Annotated in this window: 24 protein-coding genes; 13 read left to right on the plus strand and 11 right to left on the minus strand. The window is 58.3% G+C overall.

Going from position 1 to position 18,534, the window contains the following annotated elements; genetic code table 11:
- The first annotated feature begins 1 nt into the window (after window position 1).
- Genes KX928_RS06520 through KX928_RS06530 form a run of 3 tightly spaced genes read left to right on the plus strand, consistent with a single transcriptional unit; the run spans window position 2 to window position 2,035 of the window.
- Complete coding sequence (locus KX928_RS06520; protein ID WP_257883619.1) at window positions 2-592, plus strand: sigma-70 family RNA polymerase sigma factor; 591 nt, start codon at window positions 2-4, stop codon at window positions 590-592.
- Window positions 589-1,248, plus strand: coding sequence for an anti-sigma factor (locus KX928_RS06525; RefSeq protein WP_219500307.1), 660 nt, complete (start codon window positions 589-591; stop codon window positions 1,246-1,248). The genes KX928_RS06520 and KX928_RS06525 overlap by 4 nt, the downstream gene beginning before the upstream one ends.
- The gene (locus KX928_RS06530) at window positions 1,241-2,035 is read left to right on the plus strand and encodes a DUF4198 domain-containing protein (RefSeq protein ID WP_219500309.1); all 795 of its coding nucleotides are present in this window, start codon (window positions 1,241-1,243) and stop codon (window positions 2,033-2,035) included. Before KX928_RS06525 ends, KX928_RS06530 begins: the two co-directional genes overlap by 8 nt.
- Window positions 2,036-2,106: 71 nt before the next feature.
- Here KX928_RS06530 and KX928_RS06535 read toward each other — a convergent pair whose 3' ends face one another.
- On the minus strand, window positions 2,107-2,469 hold the full coding sequence (locus KX928_RS06535) for a cupredoxin domain-containing protein (protein ID WP_219500310.1): 363 nt from the start codon (window positions 2,467-2,469) through the stop codon (window positions 2,107-2,109).
- Window positions 2,457-2,984, minus strand: coding sequence for a DUF4142 domain-containing protein (locus KX928_RS06540; RefSeq protein ID WP_219500312.1), 528 nt, complete (start codon window positions 2,982-2,984; stop codon window positions 2,457-2,459). Before KX928_RS06540 ends, KX928_RS06535 begins: the two co-directional genes overlap by 13 nt.
- Before the next feature lie 137 nt (window positions 2,985-3,121).
- On the opposite strand from KX928_RS06540, the gene KX928_RS06545 reads away from it, so the two are divergent.
- From KX928_RS06545 to KX928_RS06555, 3 genes are all read left to right on the plus strand, one after another.
- Window positions 3,122-4,054, plus strand: a complete 933-nt coding sequence (locus KX928_RS06545; RefSeq protein ID WP_219500315.1) for an AraC family transcriptional regulator — start codon at window positions 3,122-3,124, stop codon at window positions 4,052-4,054.
- Window positions 4,055-4,225: 171 nt separating this feature from the next.
- Entirely contained in the window at window positions 4,226-4,594 is a 369-nt protein-coding gene (locus KX928_RS06550) for an SPW repeat domain-containing protein (RefSeq protein ID WP_219500317.1), read from the plus strand.
- A gap of 67 nt (window positions 4,595-4,661) precedes the next feature.
- Entirely contained in the window at window positions 4,662-5,204 is a 543-nt protein-coding gene (locus KX928_RS06555; RefSeq protein ID WP_219500319.1) for a carboxymuconolactone decarboxylase family protein, read from the plus strand.
- A 75-nt stretch (window positions 5,205-5,279) separates the two neighbouring features.
- Here KX928_RS06555 and KX928_RS06560 read toward each other — a convergent pair whose 3' ends face one another.
- Window positions 5,280-6,161, minus strand: coding sequence for a LysR family transcriptional regulator (locus KX928_RS06560; protein ID WP_219500321.1), 882 nt, complete (start codon window positions 6,159-6,161; stop codon window positions 5,280-5,282).
- 110 nt (window positions 6,162-6,271) lie between these two features.
- Between KX928_RS06560 and gstA the strand changes: the two genes are divergently transcribed.
- Genes gstA through KX928_RS06575 form a run of 3 tightly spaced genes read left to right on the plus strand, consistent with a single transcriptional unit; the run spans window position 6,272 to window position 7,485 of the window.
- Window positions 6,272-6,883, plus strand: coding sequence for a glutathione transferase GstA (gstA, locus tag KX928_RS06565; protein WP_219500323.1), 612 nt, complete (start codon window positions 6,272-6,274; stop codon window positions 6,881-6,883).
- A complete protein-coding gene (locus KX928_RS06570; RefSeq protein WP_219500325.1) occupies window positions 6,880-7,260 on the plus strand; it encodes a nuclear transport factor 2 family protein in 381 nt (126 codons plus the stop codon). Before gstA ends, KX928_RS06570 begins: the two co-directional genes overlap by 4 nt.
- A gap of 3 nt (window positions 7,261-7,263) precedes the next feature.
- Window positions 7,264-7,485, plus strand: a complete 222-nt coding sequence (locus tag KX928_RS06575) for a tautomerase family protein (RefSeq protein ID WP_219500328.1) — start codon at window positions 7,264-7,266, stop codon at window positions 7,483-7,485.
- A gap of 29 nt (window positions 7,486-7,514) precedes the next feature.
- On the opposite strand, the gene KX928_RS06580 is transcribed toward KX928_RS06575, so the two are convergent.
- A complete protein-coding gene (locus KX928_RS06580; RefSeq protein WP_219500329.1) occupies window positions 7,515-8,507 on the minus strand; it encodes an aldo/keto reductase in 993 nt (330 codons plus the stop codon).
- Between the two features lie 276 nt (window positions 8,508-8,783).
- On the minus strand, window positions 8,784-9,026 hold the full coding sequence (locus tag KX928_RS06585) for a hypothetical protein (RefSeq protein ID WP_219500330.1): 243 nt from the start codon (window positions 9,024-9,026) through the stop codon (window positions 8,784-8,786).
- Window positions 9,027-9,239: 213 nt separating this feature from the next.
- Here KX928_RS06585 and KX928_RS06590 point away from each other — a divergent pair, with 213 nt between their 5' ends.
- Window positions 9,240-9,968 (plus strand): Crp/Fnr family transcriptional regulator, encoded by a 729-nt coding sequence (locus tag KX928_RS06590; RefSeq protein ID WP_219500331.1) that lies wholly within the window; start codon window positions 9,240-9,242, stop codon window positions 9,966-9,968.
- Window positions 9,969-10,075: 107 nt separating this feature from the next.
- Here the strand turns inward: KX928_RS06590 and KX928_RS06595 are convergent, their stop codons facing one another.
- The 3 genes from KX928_RS06595 to KX928_RS06605 form a co-directional block, all read right to left on the minus strand.
- Entirely contained in the window at window positions 10,076-11,251 is a 1,176-nt protein-coding gene (locus KX928_RS06595) for a DUF2254 domain-containing protein (RefSeq protein ID WP_219500332.1), read from the minus strand.
- A 186-nt stretch (window positions 11,252-11,437) separates the two neighbouring features.
- Entirely contained in the window at window positions 11,438-12,511 is a 1,074-nt protein-coding gene (locus KX928_RS06600; protein ID WP_257883620.1) for an AI-2E family transporter, read from the minus strand.
- Between the two features lie 112 nt (window positions 12,512-12,623).
- Window positions 12,624-13,043 carry a CreA family protein gene (locus tag KX928_RS06605; protein ID WP_308342294.1) on the minus strand — a complete coding sequence of 140 codons (420 nt, stop codon included), beginning with the start codon at window positions 13,041-13,043 and terminating at the stop codon, window positions 12,624-12,626.
- A 607-nt stretch (window positions 13,044-13,650) separates the two neighbouring features.
- On the opposite strand from KX928_RS06605, the gene KX928_RS06610 reads away from it, so the two are divergent.
- The gene (locus tag KX928_RS06610; protein ID WP_219500333.1) at window positions 13,651-14,448 is read left to right on the plus strand and encodes a PRC-barrel domain-containing protein; all 798 of its coding nucleotides are present in this window, start codon (window positions 13,651-13,653) and stop codon (window positions 14,446-14,448) included.
- Between the two features lie 61 nt (window positions 14,449-14,509).
- The gene (locus KX928_RS06615; RefSeq protein WP_219500334.1) at window positions 14,510-14,911 is read left to right on the plus strand and encodes a SpoIIAA family protein; all 402 of its coding nucleotides are present in this window, start codon (window positions 14,510-14,512) and stop codon (window positions 14,909-14,911) included.
- A gap of 98 nt (window positions 14,912-15,009) precedes the next feature.
- Here the strand turns inward: KX928_RS06615 and KX928_RS06620 are convergent, their stop codons facing one another.
- On the minus strand, window positions 15,010-15,987 hold the full coding sequence (locus tag KX928_RS06620) for a DNA topoisomerase IB (RefSeq protein WP_219500335.1): 978 nt from the start codon (window positions 15,985-15,987) through the stop codon (window positions 15,010-15,012).
- 280 nt (window positions 15,988-16,267) lie between these two features.
- On the opposite strand from KX928_RS06620, the gene KX928_RS06625 reads away from it, so the two are divergent.
- On the plus strand, window positions 16,268-17,659 hold the full coding sequence (locus KX928_RS06625; RefSeq protein ID WP_219500336.1) for a mechanosensitive ion channel family protein: 1,392 nt from the start codon (window positions 16,268-16,270) through the stop codon (window positions 17,657-17,659).
- Between the two features lie 82 nt (window positions 17,660-17,741).
- On the opposite strand, the gene KX928_RS06630 is transcribed toward KX928_RS06625, so the two are convergent.
- On the minus strand, window positions 17,742-18,185 hold the full coding sequence (locus KX928_RS06630) for an RrF2 family transcriptional regulator (protein WP_219500337.1): 444 nt from the start codon (window positions 18,183-18,185) through the stop codon (window positions 17,742-17,744).
- A 163-nt stretch (window positions 18,186-18,348) separates the two neighbouring features.
- A complete protein-coding gene (locus KX928_RS06635) occupies window positions 18,349-18,525 on the minus strand; it encodes a hypothetical protein (RefSeq protein ID WP_219500339.1) in 177 nt (58 codons plus the stop codon).
- Window positions 18,526-18,534 lie beyond the last annotated feature (9 nt).

Genomic DNA, 18,534 nt, shown 5'->3' on the forward strand with positions numbered 1-18,534 from the left:
CATGATGGCCGCGGACGGACGCGCAGCGGGCTATGCGCGTGGCGAGATCGATGATGATCTGTCAAATTTGATCAGCCGTGTGGCATTGCGGGATCGCAAAGCCTTTGATCAGCTTTACAAGGTGACCTCCCGCAAGCTCTTCGGCGTGGCGCTGCGCATGCTGAAAGATCCTGCCGAAGCGGAAGACGCCATTCAGGAAGTCTATGTGCGTATCTGGCAGAAGGCCGATCGCTTCAGGCCCGGGCAGGCACAGCCGATGTCATGGCTGATCGCCATTGCCCGCAACCTCTCGATTGATCGCCTGAGGCGCCGCAAACCACCCGCCGTGCCGATCACCGACGCCAGCGATGTGGCCGATAGCGCGCCGGGGCCTGAAACCATGACCGCCCATTCACTGGAGCGGGCGCGTCTGGATCATTGTTTGAGCCAATTGAACGCACGCAGGGCAGAGGCGGTAAAATCGGCCTATGTCGAAGGGTACAGCTATCAGGAATTGGCCGACCGGTTTCAGTTGCCGCTGAATACGATGCGGACATGGTTGCGCCGCAGCCTTCTGTCTCTGCGTGAGTGCCTGAAAGAGAATGCGCTATGACTGACGCTGAGAGGGAGCAGATTGCAGTAGCCGAGTATGTTGTCGGCCTCATGCCGGTTGCAGAACGCGAAGCATTTGTCAGGCGTCTGCGCTCTGATGCAGCATTGGCCCAAAGAGTACTGGACTGGCAAAACCACCTTGCGCCACTGGATGAGGAATATCAGGCGGTGGACGTACCCGGTGCCGTCAAGACAGCGATCGACCAGAGGCTTTTCGGGGCGTCATCCCGGCAGGGACGGTGGTCGCACCGGTTGTCTTATTTGTCCGGCATGCTGGCGGCGGGACTTGCTGTCGCTGCTCTGCTGGTCGCGGTCGGATTTGACGAAGGCATGCCGAACCTCGTCGCGCAGTTGGACAGTGTGGAGCCGGGATACGCCTTTCAGGCCCGCTATGCACGGGACGAGGATGCATTGACCCTGACGGTGGTTAACGGCGTGGCGCCCGGTGACCGGGTGTACGAAATCTGGGCCATTGCCGACGATGCGGCCCCGGTATCCTTGGGAGTGTTGGCTGCATCCGGTCGCCTGTCCCTACAGGGTCGCGTGCAACTGACCAAGGGTGTGACGCTTGCCGTCAGCCTGGAGCCGCCGGGAGGATCGCCAACCGGCGCACCGACAGGCCCGGTTCTCTCCGCAGGAGTGTTGAACAATGTCTAGATATCTTGCCGCGCTGCTGCTGGTCATGCTGGCAATGTCGCCTGCACGGGCACATGATTTTTGGCTTGAGCCGGACAGCTTTCGTCCGATGCCCGGCAGCGCGCTGACCGTCACCGTGCGGATCGGGGAGGCCCTTGATGGCCAGAGCTATCCTTTTGATCCGAGGGCGTATAAATACGCGTTGTGGTCTGGCCCCAAGGGGGACTTTGATCTGAGCCTCGTGCCCGTGCGTGCAAGGCAAAGCGGGATGGTCGCAATCGGTGACGGCCTGCACAGCCTGACCGTTGCGTCATATGATCAGGCCCTTACCCATGACACGACCGGCGACTTGCTGCATTTTCTGACGTCTGTGGGTCAGGCTGATCTTGTTGCAACGGATGCCGGGCGCGATTTGCCGACAACCAATATCTCCGAGCGCTACAGAAGATCGTCCAAGCTCCTCGTCCATTTCGGCTCTGTCATCGGGGTCGACCGCCGGATCGGTGCTGATCGGGAGTGGGTTGCACTGGGTTCCGGGTTCAGGCTTTTCGATGGACCGTCTGTAGCCGGGCATCATCCCGTGCAGGTGCATTGCCGGCAGCGCGGCGAGGATAGGCCGGTCACGCGGCAAGATCTGAAAACCGACGCAGAGGGCGTCGTGCATCCTCGGGTGCCGCGTGACGGAGAATGCCTGCTGAACGCCGTCTTCATCGGGTTTGACGGCGCCGAAAGCGATCTGACAAGCGAGTGGGTCTCCCTTTTCCTGCACACCGAGCCTGCTGCGGGAGCCGGTGAGTTTTCCAACTGAACGCGCCGCCAAAGCGCATCGCGCATGGGGCGCGTTCGTCACCGATTACAGCAATCTGGACGGCGATTGCGTCACCCGCCTGCCGTGACCTTGATCTGCCCCGTCATGTGCGGATGGAACTTGCAAAAGTAGTCGTGAACGCCCTCTGTTGCGGGCGTGACCGATCCGGACATCCCGCGCGCCAGAGTTCCGGTATCCCAGTCAAGGTCGGTGCCTGTCGCCGTGTGGGGTGCGAGATCCTGATTGGTCCACTCGATGGTATCCCCCACGTTGATTTCCAGGTACTGCGGCTCGAACTGAAAGGATGTGATCGTGACGCGGTGCCGCGCAGGCGTGCCGACGGAACCGGCGGCGGGTGCGGCCGCAACTGCCAGCAGTTTGGCGCTGAAAACAACGCCAAACTGTCTGCGGTTCAATGTCCTCAGGACGCGCATTCGAGTCCCTTGACCATCATTTCCGCATGTCCTTCATGTTGTTTGAAGGTGACCAGTGCCTCTTCCAGAAGGGATTTCAGCGGTGCCACTGTGACAGCCGGAATGAAGGTGTTTTCCACCGTCTGGTTGACGACCTGGTGGTACCCGAGTTCGTTTGTCGCATAAGCGCAATCGAAGGCAGCGCCCGTCAGCCCGGCCAGTTCGGCGCGTTTGTCAGCAGCCCCCTGCACCAGCGCGCGGCTGAGATCGTTGTCTTGCGGCACGACGTTCAGTTCGGTGATCAAAGCCCCCGCCGCCTCATTCACCGCGCTGTGGTCGCGGATCATTGTTTGCGCGAAATTGCGGACTGCCTCTGACTCTGACATGGCCAGTGCAAGATGCGCATAGCGGATGTCCAGCTGTCCCGCGGTATAGGCGGTATGCGCGATTTCGAGATCGTTCATAGCGTCGCCGGCGAAGGCCGCGCCGGCCGTCATTGCGGTGCATACAGCCGCGATTTGTGCAAGTTTCTTCATGTCGATTAGTCTCCAATTGCTTCGAATGGCATCAGATGACGGCAGGAAGCCCGAACTGTGAATGCCAGATTGTTCGCAAAACTTGACAATTCGTTCAGATGACTGGACGCGTGTGCTTTGGCCTATATGATGTGAACATGCTGGACATATTGAGCGATATCCTCACACGCCTGTCGGTAAAGGGCACGTTGTACTTTCGGACAAGCTTCACCGAGCCCTGGGGGATAAAGGTGCCTGCCTTCGAAAATGTCGCCCGGTTCCACTTCGTGCATCGCGGCGATTGTCAGGTGCGTCTCAGTGATACGGGTGAGGTTGCCAACATGACCCAGGGCGATCTTGTCATCATTCCACATGGGGTGGCCCACGCGCTTTTCTGTCGGGAAACCGCACCAGACGAGGCGCTGCCGCTGGATGATGTTCTGGAGGTATCGGGGTATGACGGCAACGGTGTCCTTGTCCATGGCGGAGATGGCGGCAACCGGGAAACCCAGTTGATCTGCGGGCATTTTTCCTTTGCGCCCGGTGCCTGGCACATGATCTTCGATCGCCTGCCGCCCTTTATTCATATCCCGAATTACGGCGAGGCGGCCGGTGCGTGGATGGATGCAACCCTGCGCGTCATCGGTTCCGAGGCGGGCGGCGCACGGTTGGGCGGCGATCTGATCGCGCTCAAGATGTCGGAGGCGATTTTTGCCCAGGCAATTCGCGCTCATATCGAACAGAGCCGGGATGCGCATTCCCTTTCTGGCTTCGCCGATCCGCATTTGTCCAGAGCACTCAGGGCATTTCACAAAGACCCGTCGAAGACATGGACTGTTGAAAGCCTCGCGCGCGAAGCGGGGATGTCGCGTACCGGATTCGCGCAGAGTTTTGCCAGCAAGATCGGACAAACCCCAATGCAATATCTGACGTCGTGGCGGATGCAGATCGCGCGGGAAGGTTTGACCAAGCGCGGGCTCAATGTTTCGGATGTCGCCGAGATGGCGGGCTACGCGTCTGAATCGTCCTTCTCTCGGGTCTTCAAGAAAGAGGTGGGCGTCTCTCCGGCGGCCTACCGTGCGCTCAACTGATCTGCCGCGAGGGCAATCGGTGTGATGTGATGCGACAATCGTCCGGTATTCTGTACGATCTGCACAGTATCGCGAATTATCTGGGATAGATCATTCCGAAATACACTCCTAATTCTTCTTCAAGCGCCAAACATGGGCGCCTCACACTGAGAAACTGAAGGAGATTATTCCATGAGTGTACGTTTCGTAACCAAATCCATTCACGCCTATCTCGATTACCCGGTGGCCATCAGCTTGATGCTGATGCCGACGCTGTTGCGCCTTGGCCAGTCCTCGCCAGTTGCCTTTTGGCTGGCAACGGTCACTGGTGTCGCGGCCTTCGTGCTGACCTTGTTGACGGATCATCATCTGGGGGCTTTCCGGGTGCTGCCGTATTCACTGCATCTGGCCGTAGACCTGATCGTCGGCCTCGTGTTTCTGGCCGCACCTTTCGTGTTCGGCTTCGCCGGGTTGGATGCCGCCTACTACTGGTTGAACGGTGCCGCCGTCGTGACCGTGATCGGACTGCACAAACCGGAAATGACATCGGCTGCCGCCTGAGCGCATCAATCAACCCGCGTTGATCCAGGTCAGGATCGACGCACATTCTCCCAAGAAAGGAAACCCAATGTCCCGTTTGAACCAAGTGTCCGATGCCCAGGCCTCGACAGAAGTTGCTGCCGTCTTTGACGCGATCAAGGGCAAGATCGGTATGGTGCCCAACCTCTACCGCGTTGCCGCGAATGAACCTGCGGTGCTGAAGGGGCTGCTGGGCCTCAACGACACGCTTTCCACTGGTGTCTTCGATGCCAGAACGCGCGAAGCCATCGCGCTGACCGTTGCGGGCGCGAATTCCTGCGATTACTGCGCCTCCGCGCATTCGGCGATTTCCGCTGCGCTCAAAGTGTCGGATGCAGAGATCGACGCTCATTTGTCGGGACAATCAGCAGACCCGAAACTCCGCGCCATCCTGACGCTTACAACCGAGATCGTGAGCATGCAGGGTCAGGTCCGTGACGATGCCGTCGCCGCCGCACGTGCGGGTGGCCTGGACGATGGGGAGATCACGGAGGTCGTGGCAAATGTGGTGGCGAATATCTTCACCAACTATCTCAACCACGTTGCCCAGACAGATATCGACTTCCCGGTTAAATCTGCAACTGCGGCCTGACGGTGTGGCGGCGGACGATAGCGCTTCAGGCGCTGTCGTCCCAAGGCTCATCCATCGAAACTCCAAGCAGTTCGGTCACCTGCTGAGAGTTGACAGCTTCTCCCACAGGTCATTGGCGACCAGCCCCACGGGAACGTCCCTGCGCCGAATGACATGCAAGACCGAATGCCGTGGCGGGTAGCTTTCGACGTTTATGGGTACAAGCGTACCTGCCTGTCTTTCCGCAACTGTCAGGTGATCCGGAAGCCCGCCCCAGCCAAGACCCGCAAGGATGACCTGTTTCTTGGCTGTAAAGTCGGAGACAGTCCACCTCAGGCCACCGGGCAAGACATCACGGCTCTGATCGTGCGCCGGTCCTCCCGTTCCTGCAACGACAATCTGGGTCAGGCCCTGCATGGCGGCGATGGGCAGAACACTATCCGCGAAACCCGCGACAAGCATCGGATGCGCGACAGGTCGGATCGTGACCTCTGCCACCGGGCGGGCTTCGACTTCGGCCAGCGAGACGCCGTCCAACGTTGCGATGGCCAGATCTGTTTGTTCTTCCATCAATCGGGCAACCGGCCCTCCCATGCTTTCCGTGGTGAGGCGGATATGCGTCGCTGGAAACGCGCGCCCGACCTCGGCGAGCACTGTCAAAACTGTTTCCAGTGGCAGGGTGTTTGTCACCGCGATGCGCAATTCGGCCTCTTCCCGGGCGCGCAGACGTGACGCGGTGCTTTTGAGGGCGCGCATCTGTTGCAACACGCGTGAGGCTTCGCGGTAAAACACCTCCCCCTCCAACGTCAGTTTGGGGCGATACGCTTCCCGGCTGAGAAGGATGACACCCAGTTCCTCTTCGAGCAGCTTGATGGCATGGCTGATCGCGCTTTGGGATTTATGCAATCGCTCCGCCGCACCGCGAAAGGTCCCCGAGGTGACGATGGCTTCGAGTGTGACAAGTTGTTCGTGTTTCATACGGATTCATCATGATCGACTAAGTTAATCATAATCATGAAATAACGATATTATCAATCGATTGATTCTCTTGATACCTGATGAGCCTGTCAACCATCAGGAGACTATCGATGAAACTCTACTACAAACCCGGTGCCTGTTCCCTCGCCAGCCATATCGCGTTGCACGAAATCGGTACCGACTTTGAAATCGAAGCGGTGAATACGGTCACGGGCGAGACTGCAAGCGGTGACGATTTTCGCCAGATCAATCCCAAGGGCTACGTGCCGGTGCTACGGCTGGACGATGGTGCCGTTCTGACCGAAGGCGCCGCTATTCTTCAGTACCTGGCCGACACACACTCTGCCGCGGGTCTAGCGCCGGCAGCAGGCTCCATGGCGCGGGCACGACTGCAGGAACAGCTCAACTGGACGGCCACGGAATGCCACAAGGCCTTTGGGCCACTGTTCCGCGAGGGCTCGACCGAGGAAGAAAAAGCGGCGGCGCGGGCCGCTGTTTCGGGCAAGTTCGATTTGATCGAGGCGGTTCTTTCGGACGATCGTACCTGGCTGGTGGAAAACCAGTTTTCTGTCGCGGATTCCTATCTCTTCGTGGTCTGCAACTGGGCGAACTTCACCGGCATCGACCTGTCGGACTGGCCAAAGCTTGACGCCTTCGTCCAGCGTGTTGCAGCGCGCCCTGCGGCGCAGGCGGCGATGCGGGCCGAAGGGGTGATCCAGTGACCCCCGGTGACCACCAGGAGGTTCTGGAGCTCATGAACCGGTACTTCGAAGGGCTTTATCACGCGGACAGTACGATCTTGCGTCAGGTCTTTCACAAGGAACTGGCCTATGTCTGCGCGACTGACGGTGACGAGCTGTTCCTGGATCTCGACAGCTACATGCTGCGGGTGGATGACCGGGAACCGCCCGCCAAGCGCGGAGATCCGCGCGACGAGGCCATCCTCGAGATCGCGTTCGGATCTGATCGTCTGGCGCGTGTGACGGCGCGGATGCGCATGATGGGGCGCGATTACCTGGATTTTCTCACTCTGGTTCGCGAGGGCGCCGACTGGCGCATCGTGACCAAAGTATTTTCATATCTGCCGGAAAAGGACTGACACATGCCCTATGTGAACATCAAGATTACCCGCGAGGGGGGCGCCAATGGGACCGGCCCGTCCGACACGGACAAAGCGCGCCTCATCGCGGGCGTCACGGAGCTTCTTCAGGACGTTCTGGGCAAAAGCCCGGCGACGACCTTTGTCGTGATTGACGAGGTCGCCCTGCCGGACTGGGGCATTGGTGGCCTGCCGGTACTGGATTATCGCAAACACTCCTCATGAAACCTGCAAAGGTCGGTGTTGAAAGTTCTTCAGCAGTACCCTTCGACACCGACCCACTGATCGTGGGTGTAGCGATCCCCATGCGCCCAGCCGACTGGCAGGACCCCTTCGATTTTGCCCATGATCTCCGATGTCATCGGAAACGCGCTGCCAGCGGCGCATTCGGCAAGATGTCCGGCCGTGCGCGTGCCGGGAATGGGAATAAGATGCGGACCACCCGCCAGACACCAGGCAACGGCCAGTGTGATGGGGGAAACATTCAGATCGGCGGCGAGGGCCTTGAATTCCGAGATCTTTTGCAGATTGTAGGTGAAATTCGGTTCGGAAAACCTTGGTGTGCCTTTTCTGAAATGCCCGTCTTCAAAAGTAGCCGGATCGGGCGGGACCGGGGCAAAGACGCCGCGCCCGAGCGGAGAAAACGGAACGAAGGCCACGCCGAGTTCCGCGCAGGTCTGGATCATGCCAAGTTCCGGCTGACGGGTCCAGAGAGAATACTCGCTTTGAACGGCATCCACGCTCCCCACGGCGACGGCGCGCCTTAGCGTGGCGGGGGAGATTTCGGAAAAACCGATGCCGCCGATCTTTCCCTCTGCCTTGAGGCCAAGAAGCGTTTCCATCAGGTCTTCGACTTCGACCTCCTGATCGCGGCGATGGATGTAGTAGAGATCGACATGATCGGTCCCAAGTCGCGTGAGCGATTTTTCAAGCTCGTCGCGCAGATAATCCGCCTTGTTGTTGAAGCCGCGTTTGCCGGTGTCCGGATCACGCCAGATCGCCGCCTTGGTGGCGATTGTGAACCGGCTGGTGTCGCCCTTCAGAAATGACCCGATGATTTTCTCTGAAACACCCATGCCGTAAACGTTGGCCGTGTCCAGAAAATCCACGCCAAGATCAAGGGCTGCGGCGAGAGTTCTGTGTGCTTCTTTCTCTGTCGTGGGTCCGTAAGAGCCACCAAAGCTCCAACAGCCCAATCCGATTTCTGAAACCAGTTTTCCGTCTTGTCGGATCTGCCGTTGTTTCATGATCTGTCTCCCCGGGAGTGTCGTTTCACCAGATGGCGCACGCTGTCGATGCAGGCGCAGTGGCGCGCTGAAGACCACCACCCGGGACAGGTTTCTTCGATCAGCAGAAAAGGTCAATGCGCAGGCTGGGGGTCAACCGATTTTCGCGCTCCCCCTGCGCTGTCGGCCAGCAGGGCGCGCGGGGCTGCTGAGCGCAACGAGGAAACGGTTTTCGCGATGCGCATGCCGCAGCCGACCGGCGCTTGGCGTTCTGCGCGCGTCGGCAGAAGTGACGGATTAGTTGCTGACCCCGGAACAGCATGTCTTGACCAACCGTGCCGCTGCCTCGATCACCTGTGTTTGTGTGAAGGGGCGCGTCAGATGTTGCCACTGCGGATGATCGTCCGTCTGGCGCAGGTCAAGCGTGATCACCGATCTTTTCTGAAGCCACTCGCTGTCATCGGGATCGGCATTCAGCGCGCCCCCACGATCTGCGGCGACCACAATCAGGTCTGGATCGAAGGAGGCACGCGGGGTCATGCGTGCCTCCTTGACGGAGTTGAAAATCCTGCAAACGGACGCTGAACGCCAGAAAGAAAAAATATCGGCTATATCCTGAGATACGAACGGGTCACTCACCACGATTCCGACAAACAGCGCCTGTTTCATTGGCATGATCCTCAGTTCCATGCGCCAGTATGGAACCGATTGGGCTGTCTCGCATTAAACTATGACATAGCAAGGAGTTTTTTTATGGTCACCGATTGCAAGTCCTGCCCGCTGCGCAAAAATTCCATCTTCCAGGAGATGACGGCGGACGAGCTGGAAAAGACACGGCGCTTCAAATCGGGCGAGTTGGCGGTGGATCCCGGGACGCCGATCCTGATGGAAGGGTCGAACGCGCCACAGCTCTATACTGCGCTGCGGGGCATGGGGCTGCGGTACAAAACCCTTGCTGATGGCAGCCGGCAGGTTATCAACTTCATTTTCCCGGGCGATTTTATCGGTTTGCAGGCCAGCATGCTGGGCGAGATGGGGCACTCCGTCGAAGCGACGACCCATATGACGCTCTGTGTTTTTGACCGAAGCGATTTCTTTGATTTCTTTCGCAACTCCACGGCGCGGGCTTTCGACATTACGTGGCTCGCGGCGACCGAAGAGCACTTCCTCGGCGATACGCTCACCACGGTCGGGCAGCGTGACGCCCTGAGCGCGGTATCCTGGGCGCTGGTACGCATCTTTCAGCGGGCGGATGCGCTGGGATTGGTACAGAACGGAATGATGCCGTTGCCATTCAAGCAACAGGACATCGCCGATGCACTGGGGCTGTCTCTGGTACACACCAACAAAACTCTCGCCCGGTTGCGCGAACGTCAGCTTGTGGTCTGGGCCGATGGCCAGTTGAAAATTCACGATCTGGCGGAACTGGCCGGTGTGGCCGATCTGGAACTAGAACCCGTGAAAGTGCGCCCGCTCATCTGAGCGGCACCGACTGGCTGCGCCCGGTCGGACGCGGTGGGCGTTCCGGGAGCAGAGATCAGGGGCGGACCTGCAACGATGTGAGTGGGCACAGTTTGCGTGGAATCGCGTTATGCTTTTCCTTGCAGGTCTGCGACCAGCATTTTGTAATGCGCGTGTGCAAGATGGTCGCCTTCGCAATAGGGCAGCGACGCTTCAAAGCTTCGTTGGAACAGCGTGTCATAGGTCATTTTGGGTTGGAACAGGTGCTTTCTGGCGCCGTCCTCGACCATTCCATCGCCCTGAAACTGCGAGACTTTCAGCGCGTTGTGCATCCAGTTCAGGCAGTTAATGGCCGTGAAGGGATCATTGACACCAGGCGACAGGGCGCGCGCCAGCATTTCGACCAGTTCGTCGACCAGGAACAACACGTTCTGGTGTTCGGTGCGGCTGGTGCCAACGGCGTAGCAGTCCCGCAGTTCGGTCACTTGCTGGTCGCTGAGGCTGTCGCCGGCCCAGACCGACACAACCGTGGTATAACGGGTCACAAAGTCACCAGGCAGTTTGTCCACCCGGATTGTCCAGTTTTCGCGGGTGCTCAAGGCCTCGATCTGATCGTAATTCAGCGTCTGGATGTAGCCTGCCGTCAACAATGAGACCGTGTTATCAGGGTCACTGTCAGGAACCTCGGGAGCAGAGGATGACGTCAATTCCGCATCCGCTTCGATCATCTTGGTAACTTCGAGTTCCAGCTGTCGCCCCAGATTGGCGGTGATGTTGGACACGTTGATCGTTTCGGGGACATGGTGCACGAAGTAGATCATTGCAAAGACGGCAATAACGCAGCCGATCATTGCAATCAGCATCGAGTACTGCGGCACAAAGGCATCAACACCGCTGGCCTCTGAAGGATCCTGAACAGCACGCAGAATCGAGAGCGCATAGACAAACGTGGCGATCAGGATACCGAGGCTGATTTGATTGCCCCGGTCCCGCATGAAGTTGCCGATGAGCCGTGGTCCGTAGTTGCCTGCGGCAAAGGACACAGCGACAACCGTCATTGAAAACATCACGCCCGTGACGCCGATCACCGAGGTCGCGATGGTGGACAGGGTGCTGCGCGCGCCATCGACCTGTGTGTCGATGAAAGCGGCTGGGAGTTGAAACGGCAGCATGCCGGTGTGACGATCGACCCATTCGGATGCATGCGCCAAGGCCAGCGCCGCAAGCACCAGAGCGGCGGGAATAAACCAATAACTGGCGCGGATATCCTGTGCCAGCTTCAGAAAAAGGGCACGGTTTCTCATAAGCGCGAGCCCCGTGCATCGCCTGCATGCCACCTGTCAGGCACCGCTGCCCGTCTGGGGGTGGGGACAATCTGCGTTCGGGAAATTCTCAAGTAGTGTCCCTTTGATAAGTGGCAGCTTTCAACAAACCTCGGTGCATTTAAACCTGCCCGGGGTCGCTTTGCCAATGGCTGGGCAATGCTTTGGTCAGCCGCTCAGCCTGGCATTGTTTTCAGCGGCGCTCAGAAAATTGGCGATGATATGCAATTCGTCGATCTTGTCACAGATAATTTTAAACACCAGCAGGAATGGCACGGCCACAAGGGCGCCGGCGACCCCCCACAACCACGCCCACAAGACGACGGTCAGGAAGACCGCAACGATGTTCAGCTTCAGTCTCTTCCCAATCAGGTAAGGCGTGATGAACTGCGCTTCGATGGACGTCAGTGTTTGATAGACAAGTGGCGCGACCAGAGCGAACGACAAACTGTCGAAGAAAATGATAGCATGCACCGCAACGAGGAGTGTGCCCGCAATACCGCCCAATATGGGTAGGTAATTCAGCAAGAAGGCGGCAATGCCCCACACGTAGGCATATTCCAGACCGATCAGCCATAGAGCGACCCCGACCGATACTCCCAGGCCCGCATTGATCGCGGTGATCGTCAGCAGGTAGCCCGAAACCTGACGTTCAATGTCATAGACGGTGGCCAGCGCTTTCTTTTTTTCGCTCAGTTTCGGGAAGGCCCTGACAAGCTTGATGTAAAAAAGATCCCCGGAGGAGAGCAGAAACAACGCGAGAATGAGCGCCACCCCAATCGACGTGGCGCTGCTGGCGACAACCGTTACGGCCGAGTTGAGCAAGCCCGGTTGCTGAACGACAACTTCCTGCGGTCCGTCGGACGGCGCCGCGGTCATTTCCTCCACCTGCGAAGACGCATCTTTCACCGCGTCAATTGCCTCTGTCACGCCGCTCAGCTTGTGTTTCAGTTCCCGCGCAATACTCGGCGCGTCCTCTGTCCAGGAGCGTACCGTGTCCCCGGCAAAAAACACGACAGCGCCGATGCTCAATGCAGACAGAAAGATCAAAAATGCGGCGGAAACTGCCGCGGGCAGCCCAAATTTTTGCAGATATCGGTTGATCGGGCTCAGCGTCAGAGCAAAGAGAAAACCGAGCATGACAGGCAGCACAAGATCGCGGGCGAAATAGACCACCGCGAAGATCGCGATGGTCGTGAGAATGGTCAGGCTTCGCCTGAGTGATTTGATATCGCTGCGCATGTTACCAGTTTCTCTGCTTTAGACGTCCGGGCTCACACGCGCGGCGGACCCGGTGCCTGTCATAATTGGGCTGATGCCCGAGTTTCAAACGCACGTCGACGGGCACATATCATCATTTCTGGAAAAGTGGCACGGTAGAGATCGACATCTTGGCAGATCCTTTTTGCACTTCGCGTGCATGGGCGATGTAGATCAGGGTTTGCGAGTTTGCGTCAAGAATGCGCTTCACGTTGAGGCTCTTCCAGACGATGGAGCGTCTTTCGGAGAAAACACTTTCGCCTTCATCGGAGCGGTCGATGTCACCCACGACAATGGGTCCTGTTTGACGACAGGCGATGGAGGAATTTGACGGGTCTTCGAACCAGTTGCCGTTTTGCAACCGGTCAATAACGCCCCGGTCGAAATAGGCTACGTGACAGGTGACACCCTGGATTTTGGGGTCCTCGAATGCCTCGATGACGATATCATTGCCCAGCCAGTCGACATCGACGTTCCCAACCTGTTCAGCGCGTGCCCCGGAGGTCGCCAGTATAAGGGCGCAAAGGGCCGCCGCGCCGGCCCGGCACGAAGACACCGGCTTGCCTCGGCTCACCGCAGACCCAGGAAGGACAGGATGGCCAAGACCACGACGATGAGTCCAATGATGTAAATTACGCGGTTCATGAGCATACCTTCCTTGATTGCCTTCGGGCGCGACAACCGACATCAACTGCCTGTCCCGCGCCTGAGTCATTAACCGGCGACACTGGAAATTGTTCCCGACGGATTTTTTGATCTCAGCGCGCGCCCGGGTGCGAAGGTCGTCACGGGCTCAAGCACATATCTAAATGCTGCCAGCGCCGAGACCGACAAATCAGCCTATCAGGGGGCCCCTTGGAGGTTTTGCAGATGCCGTTCGGCATGCGGTGCGCGGACCGTGCTGATCACGCGGAAAGTGACCACGGGCGGGGTGCTGGATCCAAACGAAGGAAAACGTTTGAAGGGGCGCATAGTTCCGGGATAAATCGTTTAAAAACAGAAATTTGCCACGATACAACTTTTGTTGCCGCAGCTCGATTTTGTCGGGAACCAATCCCGGACTGGTGCTGTTTGTGATCCATACCGCCGAGCTTGTATCGGCCCAAAATCAGGAGAAAAAAATGAAGAAACTTATGGCATCAACCGCAACAGCTCTCGTTCTGTCGACAGCGGCTTTCGCAGACGCGCATTCGAGCGCATTCTTTGAACTGACCTTTGATAAGGCCATGCATGTAAGTGCATCCGACATCCTGGGTGCGCGTGTGTATGTCACCGAAACTGATCTGTCGGCCACGACAACCGTCGAAGCGGATGGCGAGAAGCAGTGGGATGATATCGGCGAGATCAACGACATTGTTCTCAACCGCGAAGGGTCGGTGGAATCCGTCATTGTGGGCGTCGGTGGCTTTGTAGGCATCGGTGAAAAAGACGTGGCAATCGACATGTCGGAACTGAAATTCATCAGTGACGGCGAGGACGCAGACGAATACTTTCTCGTTGTCAATGCGAGCGTGGCCAATTTTGAGGCAGCACCCGCCTATGAAGCTCCGGAAACTTCTGCCACCGAAACGTCGGCCATGGGGTATGACAAGCGCGAGATGCTGACGGCGCCCAGTGTGGAACGTGACGGGTACAGCACCGTGAAAGCCGATGATCTGACCACCGAAGACCTGACAGGCGCACGGGTCTATGGACCGGGCGATGAAGATGTCGGCGAGATTGATCAACTGCTCCTGACGGACGCGGGCAAGCTGGACCGCGCCGTGATTGACGTGGGCGGGTTCCTTGGTCTGGGCGAACGTCCCGTGGCCGTGACTTTCGACGAATTGCAGATCGTGCGCAGCGAAGATGGCAACGTCCGTGTGTACATCGACGCCAGCCAGAAATCGCTCGAAGGCCAGCCGGAATACGAGGGCTGATCTTCAGGCAAAGGCCGGGGGTGTCCCCCGGCCTTTTTTCAATCGAGGGAGTGCCGAAGCTATGACCAGATTTTCCTATGGGCCAATCACACAGATCCCCACAACATCGCCGAACGTCTATGCATTTCGGATCAAAGGGCATGTTGACGACGATGCCTCCGAAGCGCTGGCGAAATTCATGAACGACGTGTTCGACCGGCAGGACAAGGTGAACATGTTGATGGACCTTTCCGCCTTCACGGGCAGTGACTGGGATGCCATGCTCGATGGCGATGTTCTGGAATCCCGTTTCCGGGCCTTGAAACACGTCGACCGATACGCGGTCATCGGCGCGCCTGATCGGGCCAAGAAGATGATCGGTTTGATGGACAAGATTATCCCGGTCGAGGCGAAGGCTTTCGAAGTGTCGGGCTATTCGGACGCCTGGACCTTCGTGGGGGCCAAATCGGCGGAAGCCTCGTAACCCTATGGCAAGGTAGCATCGGTTTGGGCCGCGCAGATCTTTCCGCAGCCCTCATTGTGTGGCCACGGGGGTTGGCGTTCCTGCGGCGTAACAGGTGTCTATCCGCTTTGCAGATATGCGAGCAGCCGGCCTTCGCCCGCGCGGAACAAGGCGTTTTCGACGTCGTCAAGGCCATCCAGTTTCGCGTGGCGTTCTGCATCCGGCATCTGCGCCAGCTCAAGTACCTGTGGATGAATGTAGGAGTTGCGGGCGATTGTGGGCGAATTATGCAGCTCTTCGGCCGCAGTCTCCGTTACATCCTTGATGGTGACCGGCCCCTGTGCGCAAGCCGCGTTAAAGGCGGCGACCGATCCGTTCCACGTGCGGAACGACTTTGCCGTCATCCCCTCTCCGCAGATATCCTCGATCCATGCGTTGACCTCGTCAGAACGTACCTTCTGCGGCGTGCCGGTGTCGTCAAGCCATGTGATCAGGTTCTTTCCGGGCAGGTGCCGGCATCGTTGCAGCGCGCGCTGCAAGGCTGAACCGTTCAGTTTTTTGCGCACCGGCTGGCCGCCCTTTGCCGTGTAGCTGAGGCGGATGGTCCCGTCCGTGATCGACAGATGCTTCGACTTCAGAGTCGTGGCGCCGTAGCTGCCATTTTCCCGGGTGTAGACCGGGTTGCCGACACGCAGGGAAGCGCGGTCCATCAGCGCGAGAACCGCAGCAATCGCCAATGCGCTGTCACCGGCCTCGCCGCGCAACCCGGCTGCGATTTTGCGGCGCAAAGCGGGCAGGGACCGGCCAAACTCAACCAGTTGGGAAAACTTGGTTGCTGATTTTTCCGCCGACCATTCCGGGTGATATCTGTATTGCTTGCGCGATCGTGCGTCTCTGCCGGTTGCCAGCAGGTGACTGTTCTCAATCGGCGATATCCAGACGTCGTCATAGGCGGGCGGGATGGCCAAGGCCGCGATGCGCGCCCGTTCGGTTGCGCAATCGATGCGCGTGTTATCTGGTGCGACATAGGTGAAACCGCGGCCCCGCCGATGACGTCTTATGCCGGGCATCGAGTCTGGGTAATATGTGAGGCTCATATCGGATTCTCACCTTGACCGGGTTGATGGGACTCTCGGGTCCGATTGACGTGCTGATCAAACGCGCGACACTTGTCATCGGTTCCTCTGAATCGATTGCAGGAGCGAGCGGGAACAAAAAATCTCCATGAGCTGTTGGTTTTGATGGATAATACAGCGCGCCGGCTGCTAGCGTTGTCTGGAATGACCGCATGGGTTTCATGCCCCAGGGCGGCCCGCGCAAATGCGGTCTTATACTTGCACCGTCTTCCTCCGTGGCGGCGGTAAATCAGGAAATCAGATGACCAGTTTCAGAATGCACCATTTTCGCCGGTTCCTCGCAGGTTTTTTGCTGGGCGCTTTCATAGGCACAACGGCTGTCGCGCAGGAAACACAGGACCCGGAGATATCCGCCCCGGATCAGACGGTTGCTCTGGAACCCACGGCCAGTGACACGCGGATAGCGGAACGCATTCAGGATATCTTTGAGGCCACGAACTGGTTCGGGAACCCGACCGTGCGCGTGCAGGAGGGTGTGGCCTTTCTGGACGGGACGGTGGCCAATTCTGATCACCGGTCCTGGGCGCGCGATCTTGCGGCGAAAACGGATGGTGTGGTCGCGGTGGTCAACAGGCTGGAGGTCGAGCAGACGGTGTCCTGGACGCTCGATCCGGCCAGACGTGAGTTGAGACACTTCATGCAACAGGCCATCGCCGCGATGCCGCTGGTTCTGTTGTCGGTGTTCATCCTGCCGCTTTCATGGATGCTGGCACGTCTGGTGTCGCGCATTGCCCGCTGGATGATGGGTGACGGCGTAGGCTCGCCCTTCCTGAAAGATATCATCGCGCGGACCATCTCCTTTCCGTTTTTCCTGCTGGGGCTCTACCTAGTGCTTCAGGTGGCGGGGCTGACACAGCTGGCGCTATCGGTGATGGGCGGGGCCGGGGTTCTGGGTATCGTGATCGGTTTCGCGTTTCGGGATATCGCCGAGAACTTTCTCGCCAGCCTGTTGTTGAGCATCCGCCAACCTTTCATGCGGGGTGACTGGATTCGTGTGGATGGTCAGGAAGGCCTGGTGCAAAGCATGAATACCCGCAGCACGGTTCTGATCTCCGGCGAGGGGAACCATATTCAAATTCCGAACTCCGCGGTTTTCAAAAACACGATTGAGAACTTCTCCGCGGCTGCAAAGCGGCGCGCCACCTTTGATATCGGGATCGGTTATGATGCATCTGTCGCACAGGTTCAGCAGATCATCACCAATTTGCTGACGGAAAACGAAACGGTCTATGACGACCCGCCCCCCATGGTTCTGGTGGACTCGCTTGGTGCCTCGACCGTCAACATCAAAGTCTACTACTGGTACGACTTTTCCAGGCTCTCGCCGCTCAAGCTCAAGTCTGCTTTGCTGCGACAGGCGAAAAAAGCGCTGACCGAAGGTGGCATTTCGATGCCTGACGAAGCCCGCGAGGTTATCTTTCCGCAGGGGATCCCGATCATCAATGCGCAAGAAGAAGCAACAACAGCAAGCGGCGGACCGGTTACGATCACGGATTCCGCGCCACAGGCGCATGAACCAGCCCATTCCAAGATCGACGCCGATCTCACAAACGAGACGGAAGATCTGCAACAGCAGGTCACGGCGCGTGTCGAGGAGGGGGAGGAGGATCTGCTGACGCGCAACGGCACCTGATGCCGGGCGCGACAAGCTGGAATGACCACGCGGGGAGGCGCATTGCCAAGCGTCTGCGGCAGCTATCGGGCCGGGGCTTGGCTTAGCCTGCGTTCAATCTGCTCAGGATCTTGTGCATGCCTGGGTTTTTATTGCTCAGATCATCAAGTGTCAGTTGCCCGAGCGACGCGTAAAACGCATCCTGCGCGGCGATCAGCGCGCCGGTCAGCCCGCATTTGGGGGCCAGAATGCAATTGCCCCCGTCGGCTCGCATGCACTCCACAAGCTCGGACTGGCTTTCAAGCTTTTGCACCAGCCGCCCGATGTTTATCTCCGACGTCGGCTTCGCCAGCCGGATGCCGCCCGTCCGGCCGCGGACAGAGACGACATAACCCTCGCGCACCAGCCACTGGGTCACCTTTGCGAGATGATTGTACTTCGCCTGATGAATTTCAGCGATCTGGCGGGTTGTCAGGATATGACCTTCAGCCACTGCAAGATGCATCAGTGTCCTCAGGGCATAATCGGTAAATTTGGACAGTTGCATGGCAAGAACAGATAAACAGGAATTAATGGTATTAACAGTACCAATTTCAATTAGCATTTTTTTCTCAGTTAAGAGCGGGTCTCCACCTACAAAGCGCGACAGGCAAAATGCGCCTCACCAAGTCACTGGTCAGTTTTGCGCTGACGCTGGTGTGTTTTGCGATCTAGAGCGGATCGTGCATCCGCAACGAGGTGGCGAAGATCGTGATCATCCGGTTTTGCCTTGGCGCATTTGTCGCCTGCGGGCCTGAGCATTCCGTCGCCAATATGACCGTTTTTTCGTCGCGCTGCTGTCGATGAATGACCATGCCGCCTTGCAGGGCGCGAAGAGGCAGCGGCATAAACGCCTT

This window comes from Roseobacter insulae, assembly GCF_019375555.1.
Taxonomy (GTDB): Bacteria; Pseudomonadota; Alphaproteobacteria; order Rhodobacterales; family Rhodobacteraceae; genus Roseobacter; species Roseobacter insulae.